This window comes from Nocardia sp. PLKS1-43, from assembly GCF_059510335.1.
In genome coordinates, this window is sequence record NZ_JCAJZQ010000009.1 from 210,251 (window position 1) to 233,728 (window position 23,478).

General features: G+C 67.5%; 22 protein-coding genes. 15 read left to right on the forward strand and 7 right to left on the reverse strand.

The genetic code is table 11. The annotated features are described in order from the left end of the window. Positions 1–390 precede the first annotated feature (390 nt). The 6 genes from AC5WS7_RS28445 to AC5WS7_RS28470 are packed head-to-tail and all read left to right on the forward strand — an operon-like array spanning position 391 to position 5,631. A complete protein-coding gene (locus AC5WS7_RS28445) occupies positions 391–2,619 on the forward strand; it encodes a sensor histidine kinase (protein ID WP_495957659.1) in 2,229 nt (742 codons plus the stop codon). 14 nt (positions 2,620–2,633) lie between these two features. Next, positions 2,634–3,062, forward strand: a complete 429-nt coding sequence (locus tag AC5WS7_RS28450) for a roadblock/LC7 domain-containing protein (protein ID WP_495957660.1) — start codon at positions 2,634–2,636, stop codon at positions 3,060–3,062. Next, positions 3,059–3,436 (forward strand): DUF742 domain-containing protein, encoded by a 378-nt coding sequence (locus tag AC5WS7_RS28455; RefSeq protein ID WP_495957661.1) that lies wholly within the window; start codon positions 3,059–3,061, stop codon positions 3,434–3,436. Before AC5WS7_RS28450 ends, AC5WS7_RS28455 begins: the two co-directional genes overlap by 4 nt. Before the next feature lie 13 nt (positions 3,437–3,449). Then, entirely contained in the window at positions 3,450–4,019 is a 570-nt protein-coding gene (locus AC5WS7_RS28460) for a GTP-binding protein (protein ID WP_495957662.1), read from the forward strand. Positions 4,020–4,067: 48 nt separating this feature from the next. Continuing rightward, positions 4,068–4,259, forward strand: a complete 192-nt coding sequence (locus AC5WS7_RS28465) for a ferredoxin (RefSeq protein ID WP_495957663.1) — start codon at positions 4,068–4,070, stop codon at positions 4,257–4,259. A 13-nt stretch (positions 4,260–4,272) separates the two neighbouring features. Then, positions 4,273–5,631, forward strand: coding sequence for a cytochrome P450 (locus AC5WS7_RS28470; protein ID WP_495957664.1), 1,359 nt, complete (start codon positions 4,273–4,275; stop codon positions 5,629–5,631). A 2-nt stretch (positions 5,632–5,633) separates the two neighbouring features. Here the strand turns inward: AC5WS7_RS28470 and AC5WS7_RS28475 are convergent, their stop codons facing one another. Further along, positions 5,634–6,272, reverse strand: coding sequence for a hypothetical protein (locus AC5WS7_RS28475; RefSeq protein ID WP_495957665.1), 639 nt, complete (start codon positions 6,270–6,272; stop codon positions 5,634–5,636). A 434-nt stretch (positions 6,273–6,706) separates the two neighbouring features. Here AC5WS7_RS28475 and AC5WS7_RS28480 point away from each other — a divergent pair, with 434 nt between their 5' ends. Both AC5WS7_RS28480 and AC5WS7_RS28485 read left to right on the forward strand, forming a co-directional pair. Further along, the gene (locus AC5WS7_RS28480; RefSeq protein WP_495957666.1) at positions 6,707–8,812 is read left to right on the forward strand and encodes a thioredoxin domain-containing protein; all 2,106 of its coding nucleotides are present in this window, start codon (positions 6,707–6,709) and stop codon (positions 8,810–8,812) included. 579 nt (positions 8,813–9,391) lie between these two features. After that, positions 9,392–9,916 carry an LGFP repeat-containing protein gene (locus tag AC5WS7_RS28485; protein ID WP_495957667.1) on the forward strand — a complete coding sequence of 175 codons (525 nt, stop codon included), beginning with the start codon at positions 9,392–9,394 and terminating at the stop codon, positions 9,914–9,916. 237 nt (positions 9,917–10,153) lie between these two features. Here AC5WS7_RS28485 and AC5WS7_RS28490 read toward each other — a convergent pair whose 3' ends face one another. Together AC5WS7_RS28490 and trhA are read right to left on the reverse strand one after the other, a co-directional pair. Continuing rightward, positions 10,154–11,734: an adenylate/guanylate cyclase domain-containing protein gene (locus AC5WS7_RS28490; RefSeq protein WP_495957668.1), complete on the reverse strand. Its 1,581-nt coding sequence runs from the start codon at positions 11,732–11,734 to the stop codon at positions 10,154–10,156. A 136-nt stretch (positions 11,735–11,870) separates the two neighbouring features. Further along, entirely contained in the window at positions 11,871–12,551 is a 681-nt protein-coding gene (gene trhA, locus AC5WS7_RS28495) for a PAQR family membrane homeostasis protein TrhA (RefSeq protein WP_495957768.1), read from the reverse strand. Between the two features lie 110 nt (positions 12,552–12,661). Here trhA and AC5WS7_RS28500 point away from each other — a divergent pair, with 110 nt between their 5' ends. Continuing rightward, entirely contained in the window at positions 12,662–13,486 is an 825-nt protein-coding gene (locus AC5WS7_RS28500) for an isoprenyl transferase (RefSeq protein WP_495957669.1), read from the forward strand. 113 nt (positions 13,487–13,599) lie between these two features. Further along, entirely contained in the window at positions 13,600–14,190 is a 591-nt protein-coding gene (locus AC5WS7_RS28505) for a hypothetical protein (protein WP_495957670.1), read from the forward strand. A 14-nt stretch (positions 14,191–14,204) separates the two neighbouring features. On the opposite strand, the gene coaA is transcribed toward AC5WS7_RS28505, so the two are convergent. Next, the gene (coaA, locus tag AC5WS7_RS28510) at positions 14,205–15,137 is read right to left on the reverse strand and encodes a type I pantothenate kinase (RefSeq protein WP_495957671.1); all 933 of its coding nucleotides are present in this window, start codon (positions 15,135–15,137) and stop codon (positions 14,205–14,207) included. Positions 15,138–15,405: 268 nt separating this feature from the next. On the opposite strand from coaA, the gene AC5WS7_RS28515 reads away from it, so the two are divergent. Next, on the forward strand, positions 15,406–16,602 hold the full coding sequence (locus tag AC5WS7_RS28515; RefSeq protein ID WP_495957672.1) for a DUF885 domain-containing protein: 1,197 nt from the start codon (positions 15,406–15,408) through the stop codon (positions 16,600–16,602). Positions 16,603–16,845: 243 nt separating this feature from the next. Continuing rightward, positions 16,846–18,141, forward strand: a complete 1,296-nt coding sequence (gene glyA, locus AC5WS7_RS28520; protein WP_495957673.1) for a serine hydroxymethyltransferase — start codon at positions 16,846–16,848, stop codon at positions 18,139–18,141. Positions 18,142–18,237: 96 nt separating this feature from the next. Here the strand turns inward: glyA and AC5WS7_RS28525 are convergent, their stop codons facing one another. After that, positions 18,238–18,546 carry a glutaredoxin family protein gene (locus AC5WS7_RS28525; RefSeq protein WP_495957674.1) on the reverse strand — a complete coding sequence of 103 codons (309 nt, stop codon included), beginning with the start codon at positions 18,544–18,546 and terminating at the stop codon, positions 18,238–18,240. A gap of 216 nt (positions 18,547–18,762) precedes the next feature. Here AC5WS7_RS28525 and AC5WS7_RS28530 point away from each other — a divergent pair, with 216 nt between their 5' ends. Beyond that, positions 18,763–19,695 carry a fatty acid desaturase gene (locus tag AC5WS7_RS28530; protein WP_495957675.1) on the forward strand — a complete coding sequence of 311 codons (933 nt, stop codon included), beginning with the start codon at positions 18,763–18,765 and terminating at the stop codon, positions 19,693–19,695. 77 nt (positions 19,696–19,772) lie between these two features. Here the strand turns inward: AC5WS7_RS28530 and AC5WS7_RS28535 are convergent, their stop codons facing one another. Together AC5WS7_RS28535 and AC5WS7_RS28540 are read right to left on the reverse strand one after the other, a co-directional pair. Further along, entirely contained in the window at positions 19,773–20,771 is a 999-nt protein-coding gene (locus tag AC5WS7_RS28535) for an LLM class F420-dependent oxidoreductase (RefSeq protein WP_495957676.1), read from the reverse strand. A 91-nt stretch (positions 20,772–20,862) separates the two neighbouring features. Further along, positions 20,863–21,135: a hypothetical protein gene (locus tag AC5WS7_RS28540; RefSeq protein WP_067892974.1), complete on the reverse strand. Its 273-nt coding sequence runs from the start codon at positions 21,133–21,135 to the stop codon at positions 20,863–20,865. Positions 21,136–21,221: 86 nt separating this feature from the next. Here AC5WS7_RS28540 and AC5WS7_RS28545 point away from each other — a divergent pair, with 86 nt between their 5' ends. Together AC5WS7_RS28545 and phoH2 are read left to right on the forward strand one after the other, a co-directional pair. Continuing rightward, positions 21,222–21,584: a DUF488 domain-containing protein gene (locus tag AC5WS7_RS28545; protein ID WP_495957769.1), complete on the forward strand. Its 363-nt coding sequence runs from the start codon at positions 21,222–21,224 to the stop codon at positions 21,582–21,584. 524 nt (positions 21,585–22,108) lie between these two features. Then, positions 22,109–23,389, forward strand: coding sequence for an RNA 5'-3' helicase PhoH2 (gene phoH2, locus AC5WS7_RS28550; RefSeq protein ID WP_495957770.1), 1,281 nt, complete (start codon positions 22,109–22,111; stop codon positions 23,387–23,389). The last annotated feature ends 89 nt before the right edge of the window (positions 23,390–23,478 follow it).

Consider the following 23,478-nt stretch of genomic DNA (forward strand, 5'->3'; position numbering starts at 1 on the left):
CGCTTCCCCGAGTCATGTCGAATGCTCGTCACATTTTGCATGCTTCGCGAACAGATCATCGCTTCGAAGCTTCTTCCCGCAACCGCGGTTCCGAGTATGTGAGTTTCCTGCGGAATAGCGCTGAATTCAGGTCGGCCGGGCTCGTTTTTCCGGACGATCAATTCCTCATGCCTTTTCTGTAATTCATCCGGGTGATTGTTTGAAACGCGTTCTATCATGCTCGAATGCAATAACTTTATTTCCGGATTCATCGGTGCGATATCGTGATCCAACCGATATGCTGTGGCAATGTTCAAACCGAGACTGGGTGTCCGGGCTCGTATTCTGGCCATTGCACTCGTCCCGAGCCTCGTATTGCTCGTCATCGGTGTCAGCGGCGCAGGATATGCCGTGACCCAAGGTAGGCATGCACGGGATTGGTCGAAAGCCCTGGCAGCCGCAACCCCGCAGACCAGGGAATTGGTTACCGCGGTACAACTCGAACGGCAATATTCGGTTGTCCGGCTGGCGAGCGGCGGCGGCGATCCCGGACCGCTCACGCAGGCCAGGGCCCGTTTCGACGCCATCTCGAGTGCGCTCGACCAGACCTCGCCCGAGTTCAGCAAGATCGGGCATTCCGAGGTGACCGGCAACATCGGCGGTATTCAGACCGCGAAATCGCGCTTGTTGTCGGTACGTGCTCAGGTCGACGCCGGAACGCTGCCGATCGCCGACGCGTACAACTACTTCGGCCATTTCCTGGACGCGATCTCGGTCGGCAGCGAGATTGTGGAGGCCGATGCGCCGACGCCCCAGGTGGCGAGCGCGGTGGCGACCGCGCTGACGATCGTCTCCGCCTCGGAAATGCTGTCGCGCAGTGCGGCGCTGGGCGCGGTATTGACCCACAACGAAACGTTGTCCCCGGCGCTGGCCATCGAATTCTCGCGGCTGGTCGGCGGATATCGCACCAGTATCGAATCGCAGGCCGCGCAATCGGCGGAGATCAAAGCGGTCACGACGAGCCAGGACTGGCTGCGATTGGTGATGATGGAGAACACCCTCCTCGCGCGTGCGCTGGACCCGATCACCGCGGCGCCCAGCAAATCCGGTGCGACGCCGACCCCGGCCCCGATGGCGTTCAGCGCCCAGGACTGGGCCGATACCACCGCCCAGGCCGACAACGCGCTGCTCACGCTCTGGGACGGCCAGATGCTGCGTGCGCACAATCTGGCGGCGGACACCGCGGATGCCAAAGCGCGCGACGCACTCTTGGTCGGCGGTCTGCTGCTGGCCGCCGCGGTGGCGGCCTTCGTCGTGTCGTTGCTGCTGGCCAACCGGGTCATCGCGCGCCTGGGCAGGCTGCGTAACGAGACGCTGGCGCTGGCCAACGAGCGGCTGCCGCGGATCATGCAGCGTCTGCGCGCCGGGGAGGCGGTCGACGTGAGCGCCGAGTCCGCACCGCTGGCGTTCGGCAGCGACGAGATCGGCCAAGTGGCGGACGCGTTCAACCATGCCCAGACCGAGGCCGTTTCCGCCGCCGTCACCGAGGCCGGCACCCGCGAGGGCGTGCGCAAGGTCTTCCTCAACATCGCGCACCGCAGCCAGACCGTGGTCCATCGCCAGCTCGAACTCCTGGACGAGGCGGAATCCACGCAGGAGGATCCGACGCTGCTGGATATCTTCTTCCGCCTGGACCATCTCGCCACCCGCGAACGGCGCAACGCGGAGAACCTGATCATTCTGGCCGGCGGCGAGCCCGGACGCGGGTGGCGCAATCCCGTTCAGTTGCTCGAGGTCGTCCGAAGCAGTGTCAGTGAGGCGGTCGACTTCAGCCGGGTGAAGATCGTCCGAGCCCCCGATCTGATGGTCGCAGGCAGTTCGGTGGCCGACCTGGTGCACCTGCTCGCCGAACTCATCGACAACGCCGCCAACTTCTCCCCGCCGCAATCGCAGGTGGAGGTCCGCGCCGGCATCGTGGGCAAGGGGGTCGCCGTCGAGATCGTGGATCAGGGCGTCGGGATGGGCGAGGAACAGCTCGCCCGGCTCAATGCCGTGCTGGCCGATCCGCCCGACTTCGGTGTCGGCACCTTGTCCGAGGACTCGCGACTGGGCATGTTCGTGGTGGCCCAGCTGGCGCGGCGCAACGACGTCGCGGTGCGGCTCGCGGAATCCGATTACGGCGGTGTCCGCGCCATCGTCGTCATCCCCTCGAAACTGGTTGTCGCCGATGCGTTCCCGTCCACCGGAGCGTGGCGGGCCGCCGACGCGAGAGGGTCGGCGGCCGTACCCGAGCTGTCCGGTCAGGTCGCGCAGCCGTTGCCGGCGGCAGCGCGGGCCGGCGACACCGGGATCGGATTCGACGCTCCCGGACAACTCCCGCCGTATGGCGGTTCCGGCGACAACGGCCGCGCCGAATCGGGCGCCCGGCCGCGCCCTTCGCTGCCGCGCCGCCGCCGTCAGGCCAGTCTGGCGCCGGAGCTGGCGAACGACGGCGCCCAGCCGCAGCCGCAGGAGCAGTCCGCACCACCGGTGCGAACCGCCGAACAGGCACGAGACATGTTGTCCGCCATCGAGATCGGAACCATGCAGGGCCGCCGGGCAGACCCCGGCGCACCTGGTTCCGGTAGCCCGACGTTCTGATAGAGGAAGCACCGATGACGAACCCGCAAACCAATGATCTGAACTGGTTGCTGGACGATCTGATCGAGCGACTGGTCGGCTCCCGTTATGCGGTGGTGCATTCCACCGACGGGCTGCTCCTCGGTCGGTCCTCGTCCCTGTCCCGGGACGACGCCGAGCACTTCGGCGCGATGTCCTCGACGCTGTACGGCCTGGGCCGCAGCGCGGGCGCCCGGTTCGACGGCGGCGGCGTCCGGCAGGCCATCATCGAGCTGGATCGCGCGATCCTGTTCGTGACCGCCGCGGGCAGCCATGCCTGTCTGGCGCTGCAGGCCACCGCGGACGCGAAACTCGGAATGGTCGCCTACGAAATGAATCTCACGGTCCAACGCGTCGGAAGTCTGCTGTCCACGACACCGCGCTCGCAGCTGACCGGACAGGTCCTCAACCAGCGACTGCCATGAACCCCGACTCCAGGAGGTGGTTCGACGAGGCGGCCGGGCCGCTGGTCCGCCCGTACGCACGGACCGGCGGACGGACGTCCGGTCGAGTCCACACGCTCGACATGCTCACCATCGTCGCGGTTTCCGCCGCGGCGCCGCCGTTGCGTCGCATCGAACTGGAATACGGTCAGATCGTTCAGTTGTGCCAGCAGCCGCTGGCTGTGGCGGAGGTGTCCGCCGCACTGCGGGTGCCGCTGGCGGTCACCAAGATCCTGATCGGCGACCTGATCGCCGACGGCATACTCGTTTCCCGTGCTCCGGTCGCCGCGCACCATGCCCCGGCCGAGGACCTCGATCTCTTGCGAGCGGTACTAGATGGCATCAGAAAGCTCTGATTCGAACAAGCCCATGGCGACCTCGGTGAAGATTCTCATCGCGGGTGGATTCGGGGTCGGCAAGACCACGATGGTCGCCACCATCAGCGAGACTCCCGCGCTGTGCACCGAGGAGTTCATCACCGAATTGTCCACGGGCGTAGACGATTTGAGTGGGGTAGAGGCGAAGGTCACGACGACCGTCGCGCTGGACTTCGGTCGCGTCACGATCGACGACAGCCTGGTGCTGTACCTGTTCGGTACGCCCGGGCAGGACCGATTCTGGTTCCTGTGGGACGAATTGGCGCGCGGCGCACTGGGCGCCGTGGTCGTGGCGGACACCAGGCGATTGGAAGCGGCCTTCGCCCCGATCGACTACTTCGAACGCCGCGGTACCGCATTCGCGGTGGCGGTCAACGCTTTCGAGACCGCACCGCACTACACGCCCGGCGAAGTGCACGAGGCCCTGGACCTGAACGAGCAGACGCCGGTGCTGCTGTGCGATGCCCGCGACCGGGATTCGTGCAAGCGCGTGCTGATCACCCTCGTCGAACATCTCATCCAGCGGATCAGCGCCGCGCCGACCGCTCATCGAGCTCGATAACGACTGCGCGACAACGTAATAACCGAATACACCCGAACAGAAGGAATTATGAAGCTATCCGTGGACCCCGCACGCTGCCAGGGGCACACCATCTGCGCGATGGTCGCACCCGAGCTGGTTCGGCTGAGCGATCTGGACGGCCACGCCACGGCCGTCGACGGCGACGTTCCGGCCCAGGCCGAAGCCGGGGCCCGGGAGGCCGTCGGCTCGTGTCCCGAACGCGCGATCTCGTTGAGCTGAAAGGGCCTCGACCATGACTGTGGAGAATGTCCGGCCGGAGTCCGACCACCGGCGCAACACCTATCACTTCGACCGGCACACCCCGGAGTACCGGCATCGCTTCGGCGAGATCACCCGGGAGATGCACGAGCGGTGCCCGATCGCATGGACCGAGACGCACGGCGGCCACTGGGTGGCCGCCGGCAACCGGGAGGTCTTCGAGCTGGCCCGCTGTCCGCACATCTCCAACGATCGGGATGTGAAGGGGGAACGGCGGGGTTACCAGGGCATCACCATTCCCTCGGACGGGCAGGCGATGCCGATCCGCAACGGGATCCTCGAGATGGACGATCCCGAACACGGTCAATTCCGTTCGGTGCTGAACCCTTATCTGTCGCCCAGCGCGGTACAGCGCTGGATTCCGTTCGTCGACGATCTGGTGCGGGCCTGCCTGGACGAGAAGATCGAGTCCGGGCGGATCGACTTCGTCGATGACCTGGCCAACGTCGTACCCGCCGTGCTGACGCTGGCGATGCTGGGTGTTCCGCTGCGCAAGTGGTCGATCTACTGCGAGCCTGCGCACGCCTCGGTCTACACGCCACCGGACTCACCCGACATGGACCGGATCAAGGAACTGCACCTGGCGATGGGGATGGATCTGTTCGCCAATCTGCAGGAGATCAGGGAGAACCCGCGCCCCGGCTTGATCGACGCGCTGGTTCGGCTGCGGATCGACGGCGAGCCGGCCGACGACATGGACCTGCTCGGCCAGTTGGCCCTGCTGATCGGCGGCGGGTTCGACACGACGACCGCGCTCACCGCGCACGCTCTCGAATGGCTCTCGGAAAACCCGGCCGAGCGCGAAACGCTCAGCCGCGAACGCGAGCTGCTGCTGAACGCGGCAACCGAGGAGTTCCTGCGCTACTTCACCCCCGCCCCCGGTGACGGCCGCACCTTCGCGCAGGACTGCGAGATCGCCGGACAGCAGTTCAAGGAGGGTGAGCGGCTCTGGTTGTCGTGGGCGATGGCCAACCGGGACCCGGCGGTGTTCCCCGACCCGGACACTTTGGTCATGGATCGAAAAGGCAACCGCCACTTCAGTTTCGGTCTCGGCATTCATCGCTGCATCGGCTCCAATATGGCCCGTATGGTGTTCAAGCGGATGCTCGTCGCGGTTTTGGATCGGATGCCGGATTTCGTCTGCGACCCCGCGGGCACCGTGCACTACGACACCATCGGAACCATCCAGGGAATGCGGCATCTGCCCGCGACCTTCACCCCCGGCCCGCGCCTCGGCGCCGGCCTGGCGGAGACGATCGACGCCTGGCAGCGCCGCTGCGACGAGGAAAACCTGGCTGAACCGGTCACCGCGCGCGGACGCGAGTCGAACTGAGCTCAGCTCTTCCACTTCGCGAACGTGAAGAACAACACCCACATCGCAAGGCCGATAGTCGCTACGACCTGGACTTTCCGGCGAGCGAAGACCGGCGGACCCGACATCATCGGCTGTGATCGCCGACCTGTCGGTTCCGCCAGCCGGGCGACCCGGGAGCGTCCGTACAGGTTGGTCAAGACGTAGAGCGGGATGATCCCGAACGAGACGATCAACCACCACCCGCCGACCAGGGTCTCGGACATCGCCTCCCGGAACGTCGCCAGGCCGCAGGTCCGGCAGTACAGGCCACGCCATTGCTTCACCGTCCAAGTCGCGATGATCCCGGTGATACTCGAGAACCTCGCTTTGGCCGCGGGCGTCGCACCGCACACGCGGCATTCCGGGGCCCCGGCGGGCGGCGGCGCAGCAGTGGCGTACCCGGGCTGCTGGTAGCCCGGTTGCGGCGAATAATGTTGCGCCGCCGCCTGATAGGGCTGGGGCGGCGCTGCGAACCCGCCTTGTGGCGCGAACTGTGCGGGCGGAACCGCCGGTGCGGGTGCGTACGTCCCCGGCGCAGGTTGATAAGGCTGCGGCCCACTGTGCAGCGGTTGACCGGGCTGCTGTGGTTGGCCGGCCCACTGTCCAGGTGTTTGTGTCATGCTTCCCCCTCCATAGCGCGCAAACGTCGCCCGATACTACCGAATCCTCCAGCCGTCCGCCGAACCGCACCGGTGCGGCAGATGGCGCGAGATCGGTTGCTATGCAACTTGTTCCGATACGGCCCCGGTGTGACTACCGCGTACCGGACGCGACGGCACCATCTCTGCGGGCCCTGCGCATGCCCAGGCCGATGGCGCCGACCGGCCGGGAGTCGGCGAAACGCCGAAGACGAGTCTCGATCCGGTCACCGCGCCGGCAGTCGGCTCCCCCTCGTCGCCGGGCAGCCGTACGCCGCGCGCAAGGCGCAAGCCCGGGTGGACAACGTGGTGCCTGGCTGCTTGAGGCAGGCGCGGCCGTTTCGCGCTATCACCTGTCGACCATCTGGCCCGACACGCGGGATGAGCCAGGGCATCGACTGTGGGAGGCTGGCTGTGTGAACCAATTGGCCAGCGCGACCTCGCCTTATCTGCGTCAGCATGCCGACAATCCCGTCGATTGGCGGCAGTGGGGCGCTGATGCGCTGGCCGAAGCGGTGGCGCGGGACGTGCCGATCCTGCTGTCCGTCGGATACGCCTCGTGTCACTGGTGTCACGTGATGGCGCACGAGTCGTTCGAGGATGCGGCCACAGCGGAGTTGATGAATGCCAACTACGTGTGCGTGAAGGTGGATCGGGAGGAGCGGCCCGATATCGACGCGATCTATATGTCGGCCACGGTCGCGATGACCGGGCAGGGCGGGTGGCCGATGACGTGTTTTCTGACGCCGGAGGGGGAGCCGTTCTACTGCGGGACGTACTACCCGAAGGCGCCGCGGGGTGGGATGCCGTCGTTCACGCAGGTGCTCACCGCGGTGGCGGATACCTGGCGGACGCGGCGGGCGGAGGTGGACGAGGCCGCGGGGCAGGTGGCCGACGCGTTGCGGGCGCAGGCGGGCGGGCTGCCGGACAGTGATCTCGCGGTCGGTCCGGAGTTGCTGGATCACGCGGTCGCGGCGGTGCTGCGTGATGTGGATCCGCGATACGCGGGATTCGGTGGGGCGCCGAAGTTTCCGCCGTCGGCCCTGTTGGAGGGGCTGTTGCGGCATGTCGAGCGCACCGGCGACCGGACGGCGCGCCAGGCGGTGCTCGATACGGCCGTCGCGATGGCGCGCGGCGGTATCTACGATCAGCTGCGGGGCGGATTCGCCCGGTACGCGGTCGACGCCGCCTGGGTGGTACCGCATTTCGAGAAGATGCTCTACGACAACGCCCAATTGCTGCGTGTCTACGCACATCTGGCTCGATCCGGCGCGCAGGAGTCTGCCGCGGAACAGCTTTCGCGCGGTGACCTGCCGGCCCGGGTGATGGTGGAGACAGCCGCGTTCATTCTCGACGATCTGGGGACCGAGCAGGGCGGATTCGCCTCCGGTCTCGACGCGGACACCCACGTCGATCCGGACGGGCCGGGAGTCGAGGGCGCGACCTACGTCTGGACTCCCGCGCAACTGAACGAAGTTCTCGGTGCCGACGACGGAGCCTGGGCGGCAACGGTTTTCGATGTGACCGCGGACGGGAATTTCGAACACGGCGCCTCGGTGCTCACCCTGCCGGTGCCCGCGGGCCGCGCCGACATCTCGGGCCCGGTCGATCCCGAGCGTTTCGATCGGGTCCGGACCCTGCTGCGGCAGGCCCGCGACGCGCGTCCGCAACCCGGGCGTGACGACAAGGTGGTCACCGCCTGGAACGGCATGGCGATCACCGCGCTGGCCGAGGCCGGGGCCGCCCACGCACGGCCGGATTGGATCGAAGCCGCGGCCCGGTGCGCGCGAATGTTGTTGTCGGAACATGTGATCGACGGCCGATTGCGGCGCGCCTCGCTCGGCGGTGTGACCGGTGCGGCCCCCGGCATTCTTGAGGACTACGCCTGGCTGGCCGGCGGTCTGCTCGCGCTGTATCAGGCCACCGGCGAACCCGGTTGGCTCGACCGCGCCCAGGAACTGCTGGATATCGCCATAACTCGGTTCGCCGATCCGTCCGCCGCGGGCGCGTGGTTCGACACCGCCGACGACGCCGAATCGCTCATCTCCCGCCCGCGCGACCCGTTCGACGGCGCAACCCCCTCGGGCGCTTCGTCATTCGCCGAGGCTCTGCTGACCGCTTCGGCGCTCAGCGATCCGGATCGCGCGGGCCGCTACCGCGAACTGGCCGAATCCACCCTGTCCCGCAGCGCGATCGTGCTCGCCCGCGCGCCGCGATCGGGCGGTCACTGGCTCACGGTCGCCGAGGCGTCGGTCCAGGGCCCGCTGCAGATCGCGGTCGCGCTCCCCGAGGGCTTGGACCCGGCCACGGCCGAATTGCTCACCGCCGCACGCTGGTCCGCCCCTGGTGGATCGGTAGTACTTGCCGGACAAAAGGATTCGGCCCCGTTGCTGGACAGTCGCCCTCCGGTCGACGCCCGCCCGGCCGCCTACGTCTGCCGCGGCGCGGTCTGCGATCTCCCGGTGACCGATCCGCAGGCACTGCGCGCGTCTCTCGGGTCGAGCGCATCGAGCGGGAAGTGATTCCTCACCCCATGTGGTGACCGGCCGGCCGCGCGATCGGCTCGGTGACGGTGGCCCGGCCTGCGACATCCCGGTCGATGACAGGCAGCCTCTGCGCTCATCCCGGGCGCCTCGGCCGTCAGGTGATCTCCCTGGTGCGTGGGATGTGCCGGGCTCGGCTCCGAGCGGTTCGGACGGCGATTCGGGATGCGGTCTGCCGGTCGTTCCCGTATGTGCCGCGCTCGCCGGGCGCATGGGCCGACCACCGACCGATGCCACGGGATCGGCCGCGTTTCCCGGGTCGGCCGCGGATCACCGTAGCGCCCGGGGCGTGGTCAGGGATGCCCGGGTGACGCGCCGTGCTCGAGAAAAGCCTGGCAGCGGGACATGTATAGCATGTGGCTATGAAGTCTCACCAGGTTGGCCGAGGAGGCTTGCCGACTGCGGCGAGTCCTTGCAGGATGGCGTGCAGAAAGCGGTCGTCGGGGTCCGGATCGACCGCTTGGACAGGGAGTTCATGTGACCATGCAGCCTCGTAGGAACCGTTCGTACCGACCGTCCGGACGCGGTGCACTGGCGCTGACCGCCGGCCTCGCCGCAGTGGTATTTGCCACTGTAACGGGCGCGGGCCCGGCGGCGGCGCGGCATATCGGGGCCTTCGACGTCGGCGGCGCCATCGAGAAGGCATACGATCGCGCGGGCGGCACGAACTTCTTCGGCAATCCGACCACCGCCGAATCGGCCGCGCAGGGCGGCCGGTTCCAGGTCTTCGAGCGCGGCTGCTCGATCTACTGGTCCGTCGGCACCGACGCGCACGACGTCTGCGGTCTCATCCGCGACAAATACGCCGCGCTGGGTTGGGAGCGCAGCCCGCTGGGCTTCCCGGTCTCGGACGAGTCCAAGGCGGGTAACGACGGCGCCGGACGCTACAACCTGTTCCCCGGCGGAGTGATCTACTGGTCCGAGGAGACCGGCGCGCATCCGGTCTGGGGCAATATCGCCGGAGTGTGGCAGGGCAACGGCGCGGAGAAGGGCCGCTACGGCTACCCGACCAGCGACGAATACGACTACCGCGGTGGCAAGGCGCAGGACTTCCAGGGCGGCAGGATCACCTGGCACCCGTGACCTTGCATCGAAAGTGGTTGCGGCGCAGCAGGTTCGGCGGAAAGCGGCGGCTGGCCGGTGTTCGATCGCGAGCCGTACGGCCGTCGCGATTCAGCGAACCGTGCGGCCGTCGGGATGCGGGGACGACCACCGCGTCGATGCCGATGGCCGCTGTAGCGGTCCCGCCCGCTACGTGTTGAGCTGCACATTCGTGACGTTACGTCGGCGCCGCACCCCGGCGAGGTCGCGCCTGGCAACCTAATCGGCCGCTCTCGTCGCGGCGTCCGATGTGGCCGAGGCCGAGGCAGGTGAGGCGCCGTTGCCGTCCGCGGCGCTCTTGTTCCGGCCGCCGCCCGGCACGGCAGGGGCGATATCGGTCCAGCAGTCCGTCGGCTCCTTGCGGCCGCGCAGGTGGATGGTCTCGTGCAGTTCCCAGGCCGCGCTCTCGTTACCCGAGGCGGCCTCGACGACGTTCTGGCTCACCAGGATTCGCCGGGCCACATGTTTGGCCTCGGTGGTCAGCCGGGACGCCTCGTTCACCGCGTCGCCGATGACGGTGAATTCCAGGCGGGTGTCCGTGCCGACGTCTCCGGCGAACACCGATCCGCGCGCCACGCCGATGCCGATATCGAGCTCACCCCCGGCGGCCACCTCGTCGCGGATCCGGCGGGCCGCGCGCAGTGCGGGAGTCGCGTTGTCGCGCAAGGCGATCGGCGCGCCGAAGATGCACAGCGCGGCATCGCCCTCGAATTTGTTCACCAGTCCGCCGTTGTCCTCGGTGGCCGAGACGACGATCGACAGCAGCCGGTTCAATTTGGCGACGAATTCGCGCGGCGCGAGTTCGGTGGACAATTCGACCGAACCCACGACGTCCACGAACAGTGCGGTCACCACGCGAACGTCGCCGGTGAGGTCCATGCTCCCGGCCAGGGCGCGTTCGGCGACCTCGGTGCCGACATGGCGGCCGAACACATCGCGCAGCCGTTCGCGTTCGGACAGGTTCTCGGCGAGCTCGTTCACCGAATGCTCGAGCCGGCCGATCTCACTGGCGCTGCCGACCGGCACCCGCACCTCGAGATCGCCGTGCGCGATGCGGTCCAGGGCGCGGCGCAGCATCCGCACCGGCGCGGCGACCGCTCGGGCGAGCGTGGCGGTGGCGATCGCGCCGACCAGCAGCCCCACCAGGGACATGTACAGCGCGGTGTGGATGCGGTCGCCCGGTGCGGCGACCGGATCGGCGAGCACGGTGATCAGCATCAGCAGCGGCATCATCCCGGAGACGGTCCAGGACAGCACGACCCGGTTGAGCACCGTGGAACTCCAGTGCATCGTCCCGCCGAGCACCGTCGCGACGAGCGGGATCGCGGGCCGGATCAGCCGGTCGACGATCAGCAGGGTGAAACCGGCCGATTCGAACGCGCCGAGGGCGAACATCGCGCCGACCACCGCGATCGCCCGCGACGGCACGACCTGTGCGAACAGCAGCGTCACGATGATCACGCCGGGCAGCCAGATGGCCAGGGCCCGAAGTGTGGTCGCCATCGGCAGGTTCAACAGCCGCCGCGCCTCGGCCTCGGTGGGTTTGCGGCCGGTGTCCAGCCAGCCGAAATAGTGGCTGCGATCGCGCACGGCGATCGCGACGCCGACCAGCGCACCCAGGATCGGGTAGATCGCGGTCTGCGCCAGCGCGCTCATCCAGTCCGGTCCGAGCCGCCCGAGGAAACCGCTCAGCCACAGTTCGATGATGATGACCGCGAGCCCGCTGACGTGGCACAGCAGCACCACGCTCGACAGCCCCCAGCGCATCCGCAGCGCCCACAGGATCAACCGATTGATCATGGCGTGGAACTTGTGCGGCAGCGCGATATCGATTCGTAGAGCACGAACGAGGAGCATAGAACCCGAGCGCGCGGCGTCGTCGGTTTCGACCGGATCGTGTCCGGTACGTCACAGGTGCGCCGTGCGATCCGGGCGGTTATCCCAGCACGACCAGCCACACCGCGACGTAGTGGCACAGGGCCGCGAGAACCGTTGCGGCGTGGAAGAATTCGTGATGTCCGAAGACGGTCGGCCAGGGGTCGGGCCACTTGGCCGCGTAGAGGATCGCGCCGATGCTGTAGGCCAGCCCGCCGACCAGCAGCAGGATCATCGCGGGCACGCCGACGTGGTGCGTCATGGGCGCCGCGACCGGCACGATCGCCCAGCCCAGCAGCAGGTACAGCGGCACGCCGACCCAGCGCGGCGCGGTCGGCCACAGCAGTTTGAGCGCGACCCCGGCCAGCGCGCCCGCCCAGACCACGGCCAGCAGTGTGGTTCCGGTGCGACCGGGCAGGCCCAGCAGTGCGAACGGCGTGTAGCTGCCCGCGATGAACAGGAAGATCATCGAATGGTCTGCCCGCTTCATACGGATGCGGGTCCGCGCGCTGGTCCAGGTCACCCGGTGGTAGGTGGCGCTGACCCCGAAGACGCCGCAGACCGTGAGCCCGTAGACCAGCGTGGACAGGCCCGCGGTCGCCGAGACGGTCGCGGACACCGCGGCCAGCGCGATTGCGGCGATGGCGGCGATACCGACCGCCCAGGTGTGTATCCAGCCCCGCATACGCGGTTTGACCGGGATGTTCGCCGCGAGCCCGATTGGGCCCAGGGCGGCGGGCATGGGCGTCACCGATTCGGACAAGGCTTACCTCCTGAGTAACCTACGGTACCGTAAGTTACCGATCTCGCCATCGCGATGCCGATGACACGTCAGCGGTCCGGTTCCCCCCGATGTACGCGGCGTGCCGATATCTCCGGGGCGTAGGGTTGCTCTCCGTGAAGCTTGCAAGTCAGGTGCGTGAGCTGCCGTATCGCATCTATCAGGCGCGGCTGTCCAAACAGCTCGCAGGCAAACAACATCCGCGTCACGTGGCCGTGGTGTGTGACGGAAATCGCCGCTGGGCGCGGGAGAACGGCTTCACCGACGTCAGCCACGGGCATCGCGTCGGTGCGCTGAAGATCGCCGAACTCGTCGGCTGGTGCGAGGCCGAGGGCATCGAGATGGTGACGGTGTATCTGCTGTCCACCGAGAACCTCAACCGCGATCCGGACGAGCTGGAAACCCTGTTCGAGGTGATCACCGACGTCGTGGAGGAACTCTCCGCGCCGGAGCTGAACTGGGGTGTGAAGATCGTCGGCTCGCTCGACGGACTGCCGGAGGACGTCGCGCGCCGGATGCGCAAGGCCGCCGACGAGAGCCACGGCCGCACCGGCGTTCACGTCAACGTGGCGATCGGATACGGCGGCCGCCAGGAGATCGCCGATGCGGTGCGCTCACTGGTCCGGCAGGAGATGGCGGCCGGCGAGACGGGCGAGGACCTGGTCCAGTCGATCACCGTCAACGCGATCGGCCAGCATCTGTACACCTCCGGGCAGCCCGATCCGGACCTGGTCATCCGCACCTCGGGCGAGCAGCGGATGTCCGGATTCCTGTTGTGGCAGAGCGCTTATTCGGAGATCTGGTTCACCGAGGCGTACTGGCCCGAATTCCGCCGGGTCGACTTCCTGCGCGCACTGCGCGATTACGCCGCCCGGCACCGGCGTTACGGCGCCTGAACCCGGGTTCGGGGCATTCGGGTTTGGGCCGGCGAATAACGGCTCGGCCCAGGATATGTTGCATTACATGATCATCCGGATGTGCGCGGTCGCGCTCGCGTACCGTCCAGTAGATGAGTGAGTCCGGGCAGCGCTGCGCGGTGACGGCCGCGACGCCGTACATCAGTTACGAGGAATTCGGCAGGCGATTCCTGGAATACGCGGCGTCCCCGGCGCGGATCGCGGGCGCGTTCTCCCGATTGACCGGCGCTGCTTTCGATTTCGGCCCGATCGGGGTCGGCCCCGGCCGGCTCGCCAAGGTGAGCGCGCAGGTACGACTCGGTGAACCGGTGCTGGTGCGCAACCTCGGCGAGGAGATCACCTTCGAACTCATCATCCCGCTGAAGGTCGATCTGCTGCTGGACCTGACCGTGGACCGCCACCGTTTCGACGTCGACGGCGCGGTCCGCGTCCACCTGATCGTCCGCACCGCCGAACCGCTGCGCGTGATCATCGATATCGCCGAACCGCGCCCGAGCGACGTGCGCGTCAACGTCGCCGCCGCCACCCGGCGCGGTCGGCTGCTACGCCTGCTGGCCAGCGTCGATCACGAGATCCGCCGCTTCATCGCCCGTTACGTAGCCCGCGAGATCCGCAAACCGCATATCGCCGCGGTCCGGGAAATAGACGTCGCCACCAGACTGGACGCGGCTTGGCGGATTTGACCTACTTCTCGAATTTATAACTTGCGCAGGCGGATTCGGTTGATGCTGTGGTCTGAGTCCTTGCGTAGCACCAGGGTTGCGCGCGGGCGGGTGGGCAGGATGTTCTCCACGAGATTGGGGCGGTTGGTCGCGTTCCAGATCTCCTGGGCCGCGATCGTCGCCTCCTGATCGTTGAATCCGGCGTAGTGGTGGAAGTGCGAGTTCGGGTCCGCGAAGGCCGTCTTGCGCAGGGACAGAAAGCGATTGACGTACCACTTCTCGATATCCTCGATCCGCGCGTCGACGTAGACCGAGAAATCGAACAGGTCCGAGACCATCAGGCGCGGCCCGGTCTGCAGGACGTTGAGGCCCTCCATGATCAGGATGTCGGGTTGGCGTACGCAGTGGAACTGATCGGGCAGGATGTCGTAGGCGATATGTGAATAAATCGGCGCGCAGACCTCGGACGCACCGGACTTCACCTCGGTCACGAAACGCAGCAGCTTGCGGCGATCGTAACTTTCCGGAAAACCCTTGCGATGCATGATTCCCCGGCGGGTGAGTTCGGCTGTCGCATAAAGGAATCCGTCGGTGGTCACCAGATCGACCCGGGGGTGGTGGTCCCAGCGGGCCAGCAGCGCCTGCAGCACGCGCGCGGTGGTGGATTTTCCGACCGCGACGCTACCGGCGATACCGATGACGAAGGGGACCTGATGGTCCGGATGCGTCTCGCCGAGAAAGGTCGCGGTGGCGGCGAACAATCGCTGTCGCGCCGCGACCTGCAGATGGATCAACCGGGCCAGCGGCAGATAAACCTCGGCGACCTCTTCCAGATCGATCTGCTCGCCGAGTCCGCGCAGGCCGATCAGTTCCTCCTCGGTGAGTACCAGGGGAGTGGACTTTCGCAGGGTGCGCCATTGTTTCCGGTCGAATTCCACATAGGGACTCGGCTCACTCATCCGTGCCATTTACCCACGCTCTCGGTTCGGTGCACATGACGCATTCGGTCCGGACGCCGTGTCGAGGATCCCGCGCCGTCCGCGCGCCCGGCGGGACGGGATCCGGTGGGCAGTCCTGGCATAGGCGAATTCTCCTCGGCGGGAAGGCCGCCCCGCACACGGGGTGTTATTACTCGCCAGTAACCATAAGTGACATTTCTCTCCCGGCCTCGGGGTTTGGCAAGCGGGCCCACTTCCCGGACTGCGTGAACGCCCGGTCGCGGTATCGTCGGCTGTCATGAACGCGCATCCGCTCGTGAGCGATTATCTGCGGCTGGGACTGGCTTTCGATCGCCTCGAACCCGGGTTCGTCGATGCCTACACCGGAGATCCCGCGCTGCGGCGCGAGGTGCAGGAGGGGCCCGCGCCGCTGCCGGGCGAGTTGGCCACGCGGGCCGCGGCATTGCGCAAAGAACTGCCGGAGGCGGGGTTGTCCGGCGAACGCACCGAATTCCTCGATGCGCATCTGCGCGCCCTGGAATGTTCCGCGCGCAAGTTCGCCGGTGAGCGGATTTCCTTCATCGACGAGGTGCGCGCCTATTTCGACGTGGATATCGCACCCGGCGACGAGTCGGACTATCGCGACGCGCATCGGCAGATGGACGAGGTCCTGGCCGGCGACGGCACGCTGTTCGAGCGGGTGAGCGCGCACCGCAAGGCCGACGAGATTCCGCCGGAGCGGCTGAGTGAATGCGTCGCGGCGTTCTCCGGCGCGCTGCGCGAACTGGTCCGGGCGCGTTATCGGTTGCCCGATCACGAGCGGGTGGAATACGAGGTCGTCGGTGACAAGCCGTGGTCCGGGTTCAACTACTACCTGGGCAACTACCGGTCCCGGGTCGCGATCAACTCCGACCTCAAACAGCATATGGCGCATCTGCCCGCGCTCATCGCGCACGAGGCCTATCCCGGTCACCACACCGAGCACTGCCGCAAGGAGGCCGGGTTGGTCGGCGCGGGGCAGGCCGAACAGACGTTGTTCGTGGTCAACACCCCGCAGTGCCTGATGGCCGAGGGGCTGGCGGATCTGGCGTTGCGTTCCATCGTCGGGCCGGGCTGGGGCAAGTGGGCTCAGGAGATCTACGCCGACCTCGGCCTGCGATTCGATGGTGAACGGGCGGAACGGCTTTCGAACGCGTCGGCGCAACTGCTCGGGGTGCGCCAGGATGCCGCGCTGCTGCTGCACGACCGCGGCCGCAGCGCGGACGAGGTCGCGGATTTCCTGCAGCGCTGGAGCCTGGCCACCCCCGAACGTGCCAGGCAGTCGCTGCGCTTCCTGTCCTCACCGCTGTGGCGCGCCTACATCAGTACCTACGTGGAGGGCTATCGCCTGCTCGGCGGCTGGCTCGACCGCGCGGTGGACGAGGACGACCGGGCCGATCGTTTCCGTCGCCTGCTCGACGAACCGCTGACCCCCGGAGCGGTCCGCCGCATGTGAGCGACAGGCTCACATAGGCCACACGCAGTGCCCGCCGGAGGAAATCGTGCAGACCAGGTGCGAGAGTTGCAGCAGTAGCGCCTGAATCGGATTCGTCGGCACGTAGATCGGTTGCATGGTGAATTACCTTTCGGTGTGATCGAGTTCTGCGCGTCCCAGTCTCGGCCGGTGGGCCGCGCGCCGGTACACCCCGATTCAGGTGCCGGGGAAATCGAGGGCGCGCCGGGCCAATACACTGGGTCCGTGACCCAGACGACCGCCGCCTCTGTGAATTCTCAATCGCTCGCCGAACTCGATCCCGAACTCGCTGCCGCGATGGCGGGCGAACTCGCCCGGGAACGCGACACGCTCGAGATGATCGCCTCGGAGAACTTCGTACCGCGCGCGGTGCTGCAGGCGCAGGGCAGTGTGCTGACCAACAAGTACGCCGAGGGCTATCCGGGCCGCCGGTACTACGGCGGCTGCGAGCACGTCGACGTCGTCGAGAACCTCGCGCGCGAGCGGGTCAAGGCGCTGTTCGGCGCCGACTTCGCCAATGTGCAGCCGCATTCCGGCGCGCAGGCCAACGCCGCGGTGCTGATGGCGCTGATGAATCCGGGTGAGAAACTGCTCGGCCTGGATTTGGCGCACGGCGGTCACCTGACCCACGGCATGCGGCTGAACTTCTCCGGCAAGCTCTACGAGGTGCACGCCTACGGGGTGAGCAAGGAGGATCACCGGGTCGACATGGAGGCGCTGCGCGAGCAGGCGCTGTCGGTTCGGCCGAAGGTGATCGTGGCGGGCTGGTCGGCGTATCCGCGGCATCTGGATTTCGCGGCGTTCCGGGAGATCGCGGATGAGGTCGGCGCGTACCTGTGGGTCGATATGGCGCATTTCGCCGGTCTGGTCGCCGCGGGACTGCACCCCTCGCCGGTGCCGCACGCCGACGTGGTGTCCTCGACCGTGCACAAGACCCTCGGCGGTCCGCGTTCGGGCCTGATCCTGGCCAAGCAGGACTACGCGAAGAAGCTGAACAGCGCGGTGTTCCCCGGTCAGCAGGGCGGCCCGCTGATGCACGTGATCGCCGCCAAGGCCGCGGCGTTCAAGATCGCCGGGACCGAGGAGTTCAAGCAGCGGCAGGAGCGCACGCTCTCGGGCGCGAAGATCCTCGCCGAGCGGTTGAACTCGGCCGATGTGAAGGACAAGGGCATCACGGTGCTCACCGGCGGCACCGATGTGCACCTGGTCCTGGTGGACCTGCGTAACTCGGTGCTGGACGGCCAGCAGGCCGAGGATCTGCTGCACGAGATCGGAATCACGGTGAATCGCAACGCCGTTCCGTTCGACCCGCGCCCGCCGATGGTCACCTCCGGCCTGCGCATCGGCACCGCCGCACTGGCCACGCGCGGCTTCGGCGACGCGGAGTTCGGCGAGGTCTCCGACATCATCGCGACCGCCCTCGCCGGCGGTGCGGATCTGGACGCGCTGCGCGCCCGGGTCAGCAAGCTCGCCGCCGACCGGCCGCTGTACCAGGGCCTGGAGGACTGGGGGCTGCTGTAAATTCGGCCCCCGCTCCGCTCCGGCGGGGGCGGGGCCGCGCCATCAGTCCAGAATCGCCCCGGGGCCCGGCCTCGGTGTCGTCCAGGGTAGGCGGGGTCACCAGAGCACGAAGCGACGTGTGCCGCCGGTGAGTTCCGGCGCGTCGGCGGTCACGGTCGCGACCAGTTTTCGCGGCGCGGGGTTGACCCAATGCCGTTGGGCTGGGCCTGTTTTCAACACCACGGTGGGTACGGTCTCGTTGCCGTCGGCCACCGACCGCACGAATGCCGCGGCCTGCGGGTCGGCCCAGATGTCGACCTCGCGGTGAATGATCCCGTGGCGGTTCAGCACTCGTCGTAGCCGGGCGCAGTACGGGCAGCCTGGGCGGCGATAGACGACCAGTTCGGGGGAGATGTCGTCGGACATACGCGATGAGTCTATTCGCCGTGCCGGCGTTCGCCGGGACGGCCGAACGATTGCTCGGCATCCCGGGCGGTCACCCGAGGTGAATCCTGCTCGACCAGGGGATGACGTTATCGGGAGTTCTTGGTGAGAAAGCCCGTTCGACCTGGGCCGCTTCCGGTGCGGAATGGCACGATGAAGGCCGGACGGCAGGCTCGACGAGAACAGGGATAGCGGCACATGACCGACGTGCGGACCGGTCGTACGAATCGCAGGTCTCGCGAGCGGCCGGTGCGAGTGATCAATTCGTGGTTGATCGGCGCTGCGCTCGCGGTCGGGGCGTTCCAGCTGTTCCTGCTGCCATCGACGCTGCTGCCGCGCGATCCGGCATGGGGTTGGTCGCTGCTGGTGCCGGTGCTGCTGACCACGCCGTTCTGGTCGCTGATCCACGAGGCCGTGCACGGCTCCCTGATCCGCGACCGCGAGGTCAACGACCGGTGCGGGCGCGCACTGGCGGTGCTGTACGGCTCGCCGTTCGCGATGCTCAAGATCGGCCATCTGCTGCACCACCGGTACAGCCGCACCCGGGAACGCACCGAGATCTACGATCCGGCGACGTCGAGCTGGGCGAGATCCGCACCCGGTTACTATCTGCGCCTGTGCGGCGGTCTCTACCTGCTCGAACTCGCGGCATTGCCGCTGGCCGCGCTCCCGGTCGCGGCGATACGCGGACTGGGCCGGCGGGCGGCGGCGCCCGATTCCGTCGCCGGACCGCTCTTCGAGCGGATCGCGCAGGCCAAGGTGCTGCGGCAGTTCCGCGTGGACGCGGCCGCGATCGTGATGCTGCACGCCGCGGCGTTCCTCGCCTACGGCCGCCACGGCTGGATGCTGCTCGCGGCGCTGGGCGGACGGGCGTTCGTGATCTCCCTGTCCGACAACGCCTACCACTACGGCACCGAACTGGACGCACCGCTGGAGGCGCTGAATCTGCGTCTGCCCCGCATCCTGGAACAGGCCGCGTTGAGCTTCAACCTGCACGGTGTGCATCATCATCACCCGGGGCTGCGCTGGTACGAGCTGCGCGCGGCGTTCCTCGACGAGGGCGGGCGCTACGACCTGGGCTGGGCCGCCGCGGCCGCACGCCAGTTCCGCGGTCCCATCGAACTCGGGTGAGCGCCGCGGCGATCCGCACCCGAGCCGATCGAGGCGATTCCCGCCGCCGGGATGTCTCGGCGGCGGGACGCCCCTGACTAGTCCTTGTGCACCAGCGGGCTCAGCGCCTTTCCGGCGAGTTCCAGCACGCCCGGCTCGTGGCCGTTGGTGACCATGTTGACGATGATGCCGTCCACGCCGTGGTCCAGTACGCGGCGCTGCACCTGCTCGGCGACGTCGTCCGGGGTGCCGACGAACTGACGGTCGCTCAGATCCGCGCCGGGCTGCCTGGCCGCCACTTCGGCCTGGAGCTTGCGGGCGCGGTCGCCGTCCTCGTCCACGATGGCGAAGCCCAGGAAGCTGGTCTCCAGGGTCTGCGGATCGCGGCCGTTCTCCTCGCACCGTGCGCGCACCGCATCGATCTTGCGCGGCAATTCGCTTGCGTTGCAGATGATGTTGAGGTGATCCGCGTAGCGAGCGGCCATCCCGAAGGTCTTCTTCTCCCCGCCGCCGCCGAGCATGATCGGCAGGTCGTCGCGAATGCGCGGTTCGTTCAGCGCCTCGCGGGTGTGGTACCACTTGCCCTCGAACGTGGGGTGCTCGCCGTGCAGCATCGGCGCGATGATCGCCAGCGCCTCCTCCAGACGTTCGAAACGTTCGGTGAAGGTGCCGAATTCGTACCCGTACCCGATGTGCTCGAACTCGAACCAGCCCGCGCCGATCCCGAGTACCGCGCGCCCGCCGCTGACCACGTCCAGCGTGGTGACGGTCTTGGCCAGCATCGCCGGATTGCGGTAGGTGTTCCCGGTTACCAAGGTGGACAACTGGATTCGCTCGGTCGCGGTGGCCAGTGCCCCGAGTGCGGTGTACGCCTCCAGCATCGGCTCCTCGGGCGCTCCGAGATTGGGCAGCTGGTAGAAGTGGTCCATCACGAACGCGGCGTCGAAACCCGCCGCCTCCGCCGCCCGAGCCTGCTCGATCACCGAGGGGAACAGCTCCCTCGCCGACGCCGCATGACTGAAATGCGGCATCTGATACCCCAGCCGGATCCGCCGCTTGCCGGCCGATCCGGAACCTTGCGTCTGTGCGTTCGTCATGGGTGAAACGCTATGACCTGGAGTGCACTCCATGTCAACGGGAACCGGCGCGGTTTCGCTGTGAGTGATCACGGGGTCACGCGGACGCCCGTCATCCGTGTTCGGTGAGGTACTCCACGTACAGCGGCCGCAGGATCTCCGCGATGTCGCCTTCTCCGGCGTGCACGTAATCGTCCAGCATCGGCAGCACGTATTTGATGTCCGCGGCGCTCTCGCCGACATTGCCCGTCGCGGCCTCGGCCGCGGGGATCTGCTCCAGCAACCGCCACAGGAAGCGCACGTCACCATGGCGCACGGCGTACTTGACGGCACGGTCGTGCAGTTCCTTCGACGAGAGCTTCTCCAGTTCCACAGCATCGGCCATACGACGACTCTATCGGCTCGCAACGTGCGGGTCTCGCGCGTCGCGGCAATTCGTGCTGCCATGGAGGTATGGCACAGCAACCGTCGATGAGTTTCGCGGTGAAACGCGTCTACGACGCACCAGACCCGGACGACGGCCGGCGTGTACTCGTCGACCGGCTCTGGCCGCGCGGTATCAGCAAACAGCAAGCGCACATCGACGAGTGGTTGAAGGAGGTCACCCCGTCGAACGATCTGCGCCGCTGGTTCCACGCCGACCCCCGGCAGCGCGGCGCGGAGTTCGCCGACAGGTATCGGACCGAGCTCGAGGACTCCGAACACCGGCAGGGCCTCGAGCATCTGCGGGAGTTGCGCGCGGCCGGTCCGGTCACTCTGGTGACCGCGGTGAAAGACCCTGCGCACAGCCACATTCCGGTGCTGCTCGCGCAATTCGGCGCGGAACTCGCCTGAATGCCCGGAATGCCCGGGATCGCAGTCGGTTCGGCCGCGCGCGGTGCCGCGCGGTGTCCGAAACCGCTCGAGCAGCGGATTTTTCGTGATTCGGCAGCCGATCGCGCGAATGACTCACTGAGATACATATCACACCGAGGCATCGGGCTCGCATCCCCGGTCCAGCCGCACGTTAACGGGAACTTCACCAACACGCTTGCCGAACCGGCGAGCCGGATCGGCTGAACCGCAGTAACGTCGGATGTGCGGGCCGCGTAGGTGTGGTTCGTGCGGGAGGTCCTGATCGTGGCTGAGCAAATCAGTGCGAGGGGGCCGGCACCCGGCCCTCGGGTCGAATGACCCCGGGTCGGACCGGTCCAGCGAGATAGGTCCGGGCGGGTGTAGCCCGGACAACAAAGGAGCCCACCGTGACTGATGCACGCTCCGTCATCGCTTCCTCGAACGCCCGCTCCGATGTGAGCGGAGGCTCCGGAAAGGGAGCCCACACCTCCGGGTCCGGTCGGAAATCCGGATCGAAAACCTTCGTGATCGACACCTCCGTACTGCTGTCGGACCCCTGGGCCATCACGCGCTTCGGCGAGAACCAGGTCGTCCTGCCGCTGGTGGTGATCAGCGAACTCGAAGCCAAACGGCACCACCACGAGCTCGGCTGGTTCGCGCGGGAAGCGCTTCGGCTGCTGGACGATCTGCGAATCGAACACGGTCGGCTCGACGAGCCGATTCCGATCGGGTCCTTGGGCGGCACGCTGCACGTCGAGCTCAATCACACCGATCCGGAGGTGTTACCGGTCGGATTCCGCACCGACACCAACGATTCCCGCATCCTGGCCTGCGCGCTCAATCTGGCTGCCGAGGGCCGCACGGTGGTGCTGGTGTCGAAGGACATTCCGCTGCGGGTCAAGGCCGGTGCGGTGGGTCTGCAGGCCGACGAATACCACGCGCAGGACGTCGTCACCTCCGGCTGGACCGGGATGACCGAACTCGATGTCGCCGCCGACATCGTGGACCGGCTCTACGCCGAATCCTCGATCGATCTGGACGAGGCCCGAGACCTGCCCTGCCACACCGGAATTCGCCTGCTCGGCACGAACGGCAGCGCGCTGGCCCGGGTGACCCCGGACAAGCGGGTGCAGCTGGTGCGCGGCGATCGGGAGGCGTTCGGGCTGCACGGCCGGTCGGCCGAACAGCGGGTCGCGCTGGATCTGCTGCTGGACGAGAGCGTCGGCATCATCTCCCTCGGCGGCAAGGCGGGCACGGGTAAATCCGCGCTGGCGCTGACCGCGGGTCTGGAGGCGGTGCTGGAACGCCGGTCGCAGCGCAAGGTGGTGGTCTTCCGCCCGCTCTACGCGGTCGGCGGACAGGAACTGGGCTATCTGCCCGGATCCGAGAGCGAGAAGATGGGGCCCTGGGCGCAGGCGGTGTTCGACACCCTCGACGGGCTGGCCAGTCCGGAGGTGATGGAGGAGGTGCTCAGCCGCGGCATGCTGGAGGTGTTGCCGCTGACGCACATTCGCGGCCGGTCCCTGCACGATTCGTTCGTGATCGTCGACGAGGCGCAGTCGCTCGAACGCAATGTGCTGCTGACGGTGCTGAGCCGGTTGGGCAGCGGATCGCGGGTGGTGCTCACCCACGACGTCGCCCAGCGCGACAATCTGCGCGTCGGCCGGCACGACGGGGTCGCGGCGGTGATCGAGAAACTGAAGGGGCATCCGCTGTTCGCGCACGTCACGCTGACGCGCAGCGAGCGGTCGCCGATCGCCGCGCTGGTCACGGAGATGCTGGAGGAGTACGGTCCGCACGCCTGATTGCGGATAGTTTGCAGTATTCGACAATCTCGAGGAGTCGGCAGGTATATTGCGCCGAGATACCTGTTCGGCGCGATTCAGTTGAAACG

Bases quoted from the DNA above. Each gene is read 5' to 3' on its own strand.
- AC5WS7_RS28465 (WP_495957663.1), top strand. From the start codon at position 4,068: ATGAAGCTATCCGTGGACCCCGCACGCTGCCAGGGGCACACCATCTGC.
- AC5WS7_RS28530 (WP_495957675.1), top strand. From the start codon at position 18,763: ATGACCGACGTGCGGACCGGTCGTACGAATCGCAGGTCTCGCGAGCGG.
- AC5WS7_RS28475 (WP_495957665.1), bottom strand. From the start codon at position 6,272: ATGACACAAACACCTGGACAGTGGGCCGGCCAACCACAGCAGCCCGGT.
- AC5WS7_RS28490 (WP_495957668.1), bottom strand. From the start codon at position 11,734: ATGATCAATCGGTTGATCCTGTGGGCGCTGCGGATGCGCTGGGGGCTG.
- AC5WS7_RS28525 (WP_495957674.1), bottom strand. From the start codon at position 18,546: ATGTCCGACGACATCTCCCCCGAACTGGTCGTCTATCGCCGCCCAGGC.
- AC5WS7_RS28460 (WP_495957662.1), top strand. From the start codon at position 3,450: ATGGCGACCTCGGTGAAGATTCTCATCGCGGGTGGATTCGGGGTCGGC.
- AC5WS7_RS28505 (WP_495957670.1), top strand. From the start codon at position 13,600: ATGAGTGAGTCCGGGCAGCGCTGCGCGGTGACGGCCGCGACGCCGTAC.
- AC5WS7_RS28470 (WP_495957664.1), top strand. From the start codon at position 4,273: ATGACTGTGGAGAATGTCCGGCCGGAGTCCGACCACCGGCGCAACACC.
- AC5WS7_RS28515 (WP_495957672.1), top strand. From the start codon at position 15,406: ATGAACGCGCATCCGCTCGTGAGCGATTATCTGCGGCTGGGACTGGCT.
- AC5WS7_RS28450 (WP_495957660.1), top strand. From the start codon at position 2,634: ATGACGAACCCGCAAACCAATGATCTGAACTGGTTGCTGGACGATCTG.
- AC5WS7_RS28455 (WP_495957661.1), top strand. From the start codon at position 3,059: ATGAACCCCGACTCCAGGAGGTGGTTCGACGAGGCGGCCGGGCCGCTG.
- trhA (WP_495957768.1), bottom strand. From the start codon at position 12,551: ATGCCCGCCGCCCTGGGCCCAATCGGGCTCGCGGCGAACATCCCGGTC.
- AC5WS7_RS28535 (WP_495957676.1), bottom strand. From the start codon at position 20,771: ATGACGAACGCACAGACGCAAGGTTCCGGATCGGCCGGCAAGCGGCGG.
- AC5WS7_RS28545 (WP_495957769.1), top strand. From the start codon at position 21,222: ATGAGTTTCGCGGTGAAACGCGTCTACGACGCACCAGACCCGGACGAC.
- coaA (WP_495957671.1), bottom strand. From the start codon at position 15,137: ATGGCACGGATGAGTGAGCCGAGTCCCTATGTGGAATTCGACCGGAAA.
- AC5WS7_RS28500 (WP_495957669.1), top strand. From the start codon at position 12,662: ATGTACGCGGCGTGCCGATATCTCCGGGGCGTAGGGTTGCTCTCCGTG.
- AC5WS7_RS28540 (WP_067892974.1), bottom strand. From the start codon at position 21,135: ATGGCCGATGCTGTGGAACTGGAGAAGCTCTCGTCGAAGGAACTGCAC.